7 protein-coding genes are annotated in these 5,372 nt (G+C 41.2%); 6 read left to right on the forward strand and 1 reads right to left on the reverse strand.

Going from position 1 to position 5,372, the window contains the following annotated elements:
* The coding region (locus tag LS69_RS10930; protein ID WP_238699293.1) for a hypothetical protein at positions 1–253 on the forward strand (253 nt) is incomplete at its 5' end.
* 16 nt (positions 254–269) lie between these two features.
* Here the strand turns inward: LS69_RS10930 and LS69_RS09605 are convergent.
* Positions 270–866, reverse strand: coding sequence for a hypothetical protein (locus tag LS69_RS09605; protein ID WP_034374211.1), 597 nt, complete (start codon positions 864–866; stop codon positions 270–272).
* A 272-nt stretch (positions 867–1,138) separates the two neighbouring features.
* On the opposite strand from LS69_RS09605, the gene LS69_RS09610 reads away from it, so the two are divergent.
* From LS69_RS09610 to LS69_RS09630, 5 genes are all read left to right on the forward strand, one after another.
* Positions 1,139–2,827, forward strand: a complete 1,689-nt coding sequence (locus LS69_RS09610) for a hypothetical protein (RefSeq protein WP_138091463.1) — start codon at positions 1,139–1,141, stop codon at positions 2,825–2,827.
* A 12-nt stretch (positions 2,828–2,839) separates the two neighbouring features.
* The gene (locus tag LS69_RS09615; protein WP_034374217.1) at positions 2,840–3,142 is read left to right on the forward strand and encodes a hypothetical protein; all 303 of its coding nucleotides are present in this window, start codon (positions 2,840–2,842) and stop codon (positions 3,140–3,142) included.
* Between the two features lie 561 nt (positions 3,143–3,703).
* Positions 3,704–4,258, forward strand: a complete 555-nt coding sequence (locus LS69_RS09620) for a hypothetical protein (RefSeq protein ID WP_034374334.1) — start codon at positions 3,704–3,706, stop codon at positions 4,256–4,258.
* A gap of 2 nt (positions 4,259–4,260) precedes the next feature.
* Positions 4,261–4,683 (forward strand): hypothetical protein, encoded by a 423-nt coding sequence (locus tag LS69_RS09625; protein WP_034374332.1) that lies wholly within the window; start codon positions 4,261–4,263, stop codon positions 4,681–4,683.
* Positions 4,680–5,270, forward strand: a complete 591-nt coding sequence (locus LS69_RS09630) for a hypothetical protein (RefSeq protein WP_034374329.1) — start codon at positions 4,680–4,682, stop codon at positions 5,268–5,270. The genes LS69_RS09625 and LS69_RS09630 overlap by 4 nt, the downstream gene beginning before the upstream one ends.
* Positions 5,271–5,372 lie beyond the last annotated feature (102 nt).

Below are 5,372 nucleotides of genomic sequence, written 5' to 3' on the forward strand. Positions count from 1 at the left end.
AAGAATAAAGCCGCCGCTTTTTCTTTTCGGCAAACAAGGGGAGAGCCTCGCTTTATCCGCTTCTAGCTCAAATCGTGCGGAGGCACTACTGCCTCCTTTGATCACGATTTACGCACCACGAAGCGGGCGAGAAAAAAAGGAAAAACACAAAATTCTAAGGTTTGAGATGAATAATAAGGGTTATGCAAGGAGAGCGAATGAGACGCACTTAGTGTGCGTTGCAGTGGAGCGAGCCGCAGCATTCCCTTATTAGTCGCTCAAAACTGAATTTATCTTAATTTGGAAAAAGGAGTAAATCTTTGCGCATCAGGATAATAGATAATCTCCTCATACGCATCAATCACATCATCATAAACGCCCTCTTGCTCTAAAAAATTCCTAAAATACTCTTGTGCTAGCTCGGAGACAAACTCATGGACATCTTTTAATCCATAAATCCCCATATTTTTACCCTCTTCATAGACATATTGGGGATATTTAAGCGCGAGTTGGTGATAAATCTCATATATTTTTGCATACCCTTTTAATTGCTTAGGGGATAAGAGAGCTTGCGTCTCTGCACACTCTGCGCACATTATCACCCTAAATGTAACCGCGTGGATAAGCTCATGGAGGAGAACAACACTCCCTAAAGTATCCCCACTTTTGACCAAATCTTCATCTAGCAGAATCGTATTACTATCATTAGTTAAATATATTCCTTTTAAATTTTCTATCTGAAACTCGCTATCAAGGTGCGCGAGAGTGGAATATTCCACCCCCAAAGCGTTAGCAATATCAATGGTAGTGTCAAAAAGCAGATCATTTGTCGCATCGCGGTTTGTCGCCTTGAAAAATGTTTTTGCCTCCTGCAAACTTTGCGACAAAGGGGGCTTAGGTTTTGGGAGTAAATACCTCTTTGAGAATATAAAAGCACGATAATCCCCCCACAATGATAAGGATTTTTATCACTGCAGCAGCATTTTCTAGCGCGATCATAAAGAGTATGAACCCTATAAAGATTAATAATAAGATTAAGAGAATTGTTTTGCCCATAATGCCTATTATATCATAACCTTACCTTTTTTAACCCTTTTTTTAAAGTGATTATTTTTTTAATATAAGATTTAAATTTGTCGTATCTTAGAAAGGAAATATTATGCAAGACACACAAGCCCCCCTTATCACTCTACCCCCACAAACGCCCACTTATGACGCAGACAGAGACGAGGAGCTAAAGGCGTTGCGAGAGGAGATGCTAGAAAAAATCCAACAAAATAATAATGTCCTTATCTCCGCGCATTATTCACTTTTGGGGATTGCAGAGCTTATTGACATCAGTCGCGATATTTTTAAGGTGTATTCGTATTATGTCGATAATCTCAAAATTTCAAACGAAAACTATAATCTCCTTAAGGCTTCACTTGCTACAAGTGCGGCATTTATCAATCAAAGTCTTACAGAGATTTCCTCCATGCACAAGAGTAGCCTAGAGCTTTATGCTCAAAGTGAGCAAATCCTTGATACGACACAAGCAGAGCTTAGCGCACTTGATTCTAAGCTTGAGATGGCGCGATTTACCCTAGAGAAAATCCAAGAAATCCAAGAAAGTATGACAGAGATAGAGCATATCAGCTTTTCACTTAAAGCTATGCTCCAACAAGCCACCGATATAAAACTGCAAATCGAAGTCCTCGCACAAAATCTCTTACACAATATGCAAGTAGATCTTCTAGCGACTAAAGAGGGATTTGAAAAGGAATTGTATGATAAGAAAGAAGAGTATTGCGCGTTGTTTAATGAAAAATTACAACTGATGCAGGAAAAAAGCGAGGCGTTTATGCTCTCCTATCAAAAGGCAAAATCCGAAGCAAATATCGCAATCCAGCAGGTAGAAGCCTTTAAGGAGCAATTAGTCAAATACTATCACCAAGCCAATATCGCTTTTATCAACGCGCTTAGTCGCTTAGAATCTTATAAAGAGGAGAAAGCCAAAGAGCTAGAAGCCTTTAAGGAAGACAAAAAGCACGATTTGGATTTATACAAAGAGGAGAAGACCCAAGAGCTAGAATCCTACAAAGACGCAAAGGCTCAAGATTTAGAATCTTGCACAGAGTCCCATATCGCCGAGATAGGGCGCGTAAAAGACGCTATGCTAAGGGAGATTAGAGTGCTTAACACTGCCGAGATTTTAGCATTAAGAGAGCTTTTTTATACGATACAAGGCAATGTCGCCGTATTAGGGAGCGACTATCAAGGCATCACTTTTACAGAGAGCACGACATTTATGCCTATTAAAGGGATAAAAAATTATTTTGTCTTTGTCAGAGGAGGCAATGGCGGGGATAATAGCGATACAAGCGGAGGGATTACGAGCTTTGGGAGTTATTTGAGTGTGAGCGGAGGCGCGGGGAATCAAAAAGGCGTAGGACAAAGAGGTGAGAGCAAATGTGCTTTTATCACTTTGGACAATGACGATGAGATTAATGTCATTGTCTCTAGCGGAGGGATATGCACGATTTCTTATGCAGGCAGTGAAGCGGTAAATTTTGACTTTAGCTTTTTGACACGAGAAGACCTTAGCATTTTAAGCTTAGCGGGGCAAAGCCCAGATGAGTTTATAGAGAGCATCAGCAACACGCGGGATTATAACTACTATCAAAGCCTTGTGAGCATCGCAAATGGACTAAATCTAGACTCTATCCCCGAGCTAGAATCAGGGCAAAACTATGCTTTTAATCACCTCTCTTTAGATTCTAAAAGGGCGTTGGCTTTAAGCATCGCAAGGGCTTATCTGGATAATGCAGGGGAGATAGATGCTTATTTAGAAAGCGTAGAAATCATATAAAGGAGTAAAAAAATGGGTTGGGCAGATGGATTTGGAAGTGGCTTATTGCAAGGGGCAGCAACCCTTACAAGCGCGATACTCCAAAATAACCACAATAGGAAAATGTATGACCTAGCAGAGCAGCAGTTAAAAGAGACAAAAGCGATGAATACATGGGAAAAAGAAAAGTATAACAACACGCTTAAGAATCAAGGTGAGGCTATCGGCACTTTGGGGAATGCCTTTGGGAGTGTGCTCGATAAGAGCAAGGCTAAACCCCAAGAGCAAGAGGGATTAGTGCAAGATGAGAAGTTGTTACCTACGGAAAGAATGTAAAGCATTCAGCTTTGGGTAATCATAGCAGAGATTAGCAAAATTTTAAGGGTTTAGAGCATTCAGCTTTGGGTAATCATTGCGTGGATTAAGTATTTTTTAGGGGAATATCGCAGACTTTAGTCTAGCTCACCCCTAAAAAATACTTAAAACCGCCCAAGCAATACCGCGAATCTTAGAATGCTAGGGGGTTTTGAAAAAAAGTTTAAGGAAAAAACTAAGAATCACGCGGAGGGATTTTTGATGAATTTTAAGAGTTTTTCGCAAAAAGAAAAGGGGTTTATCCCCTCCTCACTCCCCTTAACCCCGAAAAGAATAAAGCCGCCGCTTTTTCTTTTCGGCAAACAAGGGGAGAGCCTCGCTTTATCCGCTTCTAGCTCAAATCGTGCGGAGGCACTACTGCCTCCTTTATCACGATTTACGCACCACGAAGCGGGCGAGAAAGAAAGGAAAACACGAAATTCTAGTATCTTAGAGCCTAAGTTGCAGTGGAGCGAGCCGCAGCATTCCCTTATTAGTCGCTCAAAACTGAATTTATCTTAATTTGCAAAAGGAATAAAAAAAATGAAAGCTAAGCCTAACACCAAATACGCCCTCATAAACGGCGCACACATCATAAGTGAGATTTTTGACAGCAGTGTTTATAAGGAATGGGACGAGCGGAGTATCAAGACGATAGAGCTAAATAAAGAGCAAGAGGAATATGCCTTTATCGGTATGCAGGTGAATCATAACTACACCTTGCCCCCCTTTGACATCGCATCAAAAAAAGAGCAGATTCTCGCACACATCACTTACTGCCTAGAGAGTGAGTTGTATGTCTTAAGAGAGGGTAAGACCCCCGCAGAGATTGAGACCTACCAAGAGCAGGCAAAAGACGCACAGAGGTTTTTAGACACGCATAATGAGCAAGATGCGCCATTTTTAAAGCAACTCGCCGATGCGAGAAATATCCCCTTAGAGGAATTAGCGCAAAAAGTGCTTACAAAGAGTGCGTCTTATAATACAGCCTATGCAAAGCTTTTGGGGCATTATCAGCAGTTAAAAGAGAAAATAGAAAATGCCACGACTTTAAAAGAGTTGCAAGCAATAAGCTATAAAAGCCCTTTAGGAGAGTGAAAATGTTTGTTTTTTATGATGATAAGGACTTTTTGCGTATCGATTTGACCCACAGAGATACCAATAAGCACCCTATCACGCGCGATGAGCTGATAGGCTTTGTGCGGGATTATTGTGATTTTTACAAGATAGAGGCATATATCCAAGAGGTGATTGAGAATAATATTCACAGCGCGTTATTGACAGATGAGGGTTTGAATCCCACTTGCCCTGATTGTGTTTTTATCCTTAGTGATAAAAAAGTGCTTGCTAATTGCGGGTGTGTGATATTTGATTATAAAGTATGCAAGGAATGGGGTGAGGAGAAAATCTTTTCATTTTTAAGCTCTGTCTATGACAAAGAAGTGATAGAGAATCCTTTAGGGTGGAAGCTTTACGCAAGACGCGTGAAAGTCAAGCTTGATGATATTAAGGAGCTTTTATGAGCTATACTATCCCTCTTAAAAACAAGCCCATACTCCACGCTCAAAGCGATAGTGTAGAGTTTTTTAATTTCAGCTACACACACACGAGTAATGAAAGCACGACTATAAGCATTACTAATCCCAATGTGTATGCCATAGAGGTTTTATTCGCGCTCAATGCAGGGAGCGGGGATACTAATGATGCCTACACTTTAAGCCCGCAGCGGTGGGAAAGTAATATCACTTACACGCAGTATATGTATAACCAAGCAGGGCGTGCAGGGGTCGATGTGCGCTTAAAGTATCAAGACAGGCTACTCCTTGCCTTAAGCGGAGGCAGTGGCACACCCGCAGGAGATATTTTACAGAGTAGGAGTATCAGGCGATGGACGACTAAAGGCGGAGGGCTTAACTCTAATAAGACTTATCAGAAAGAAAGCATAGGCGGGTGGAGTGCAAAAAACAATGTCGATAATCGCAGAGAGGGCGAGAATGGTATGTATATTTTGACGCTCAAGCCAAATACGAGCGCGGAAGTGGAGTTTGTCTATAATAATGCGAGTAGTGCGCCGTTTAAGGGGAGTGTCCATATAACAGGCATCGTCTAAAAAAGCATTCAGCTTTGGGTAATCATTTCGCAGATTTTGGAGATTTTGAAGGTTCGCAGACCTCTAGTCTAGCCTCACCTCCAAAATCTCCAAAAAACCACG

This window comes from Helicobacter sp. MIT 05-5294 (genome assembly GCF_000765675.1).
Lineage (GTDB): Bacteria > Campylobacterota > Campylobacteria > Campylobacterales > Helicobacteraceae > Helicobacter_D.

Coding starts and splice junctions, on each gene's coding strand:
- LS69_RS09620 (WP_034374334.1), top strand. CDS start 3,704: ATGAAAGCTAAGCCTAACACCAAATACGCCCTCATAAACGGCGCACAC.
- LS69_RS09610 (WP_138091463.1), top strand. CDS start 1,139: ATGCAAGACACACAAGCCCCCCTTATCACTCTACCCCCACAAACGCCC.
- LS69_RS09625 (WP_034374332.1), top strand. CDS start 4,261: ATGTTTGTTTTTTATGATGATAAGGACTTTTTGCGTATCGATTTGACC.
- LS69_RS09630 (WP_034374329.1), top strand. CDS start 4,680: ATGAGCTATACTATCCCTCTTAAAAACAAGCCCATACTCCACGCTCAA.
- LS69_RS09615 (WP_034374217.1), top strand. CDS start 2,840: ATGGGTTGGGCAGATGGATTTGGAAGTGGCTTATTGCAAGGGGCAGCA.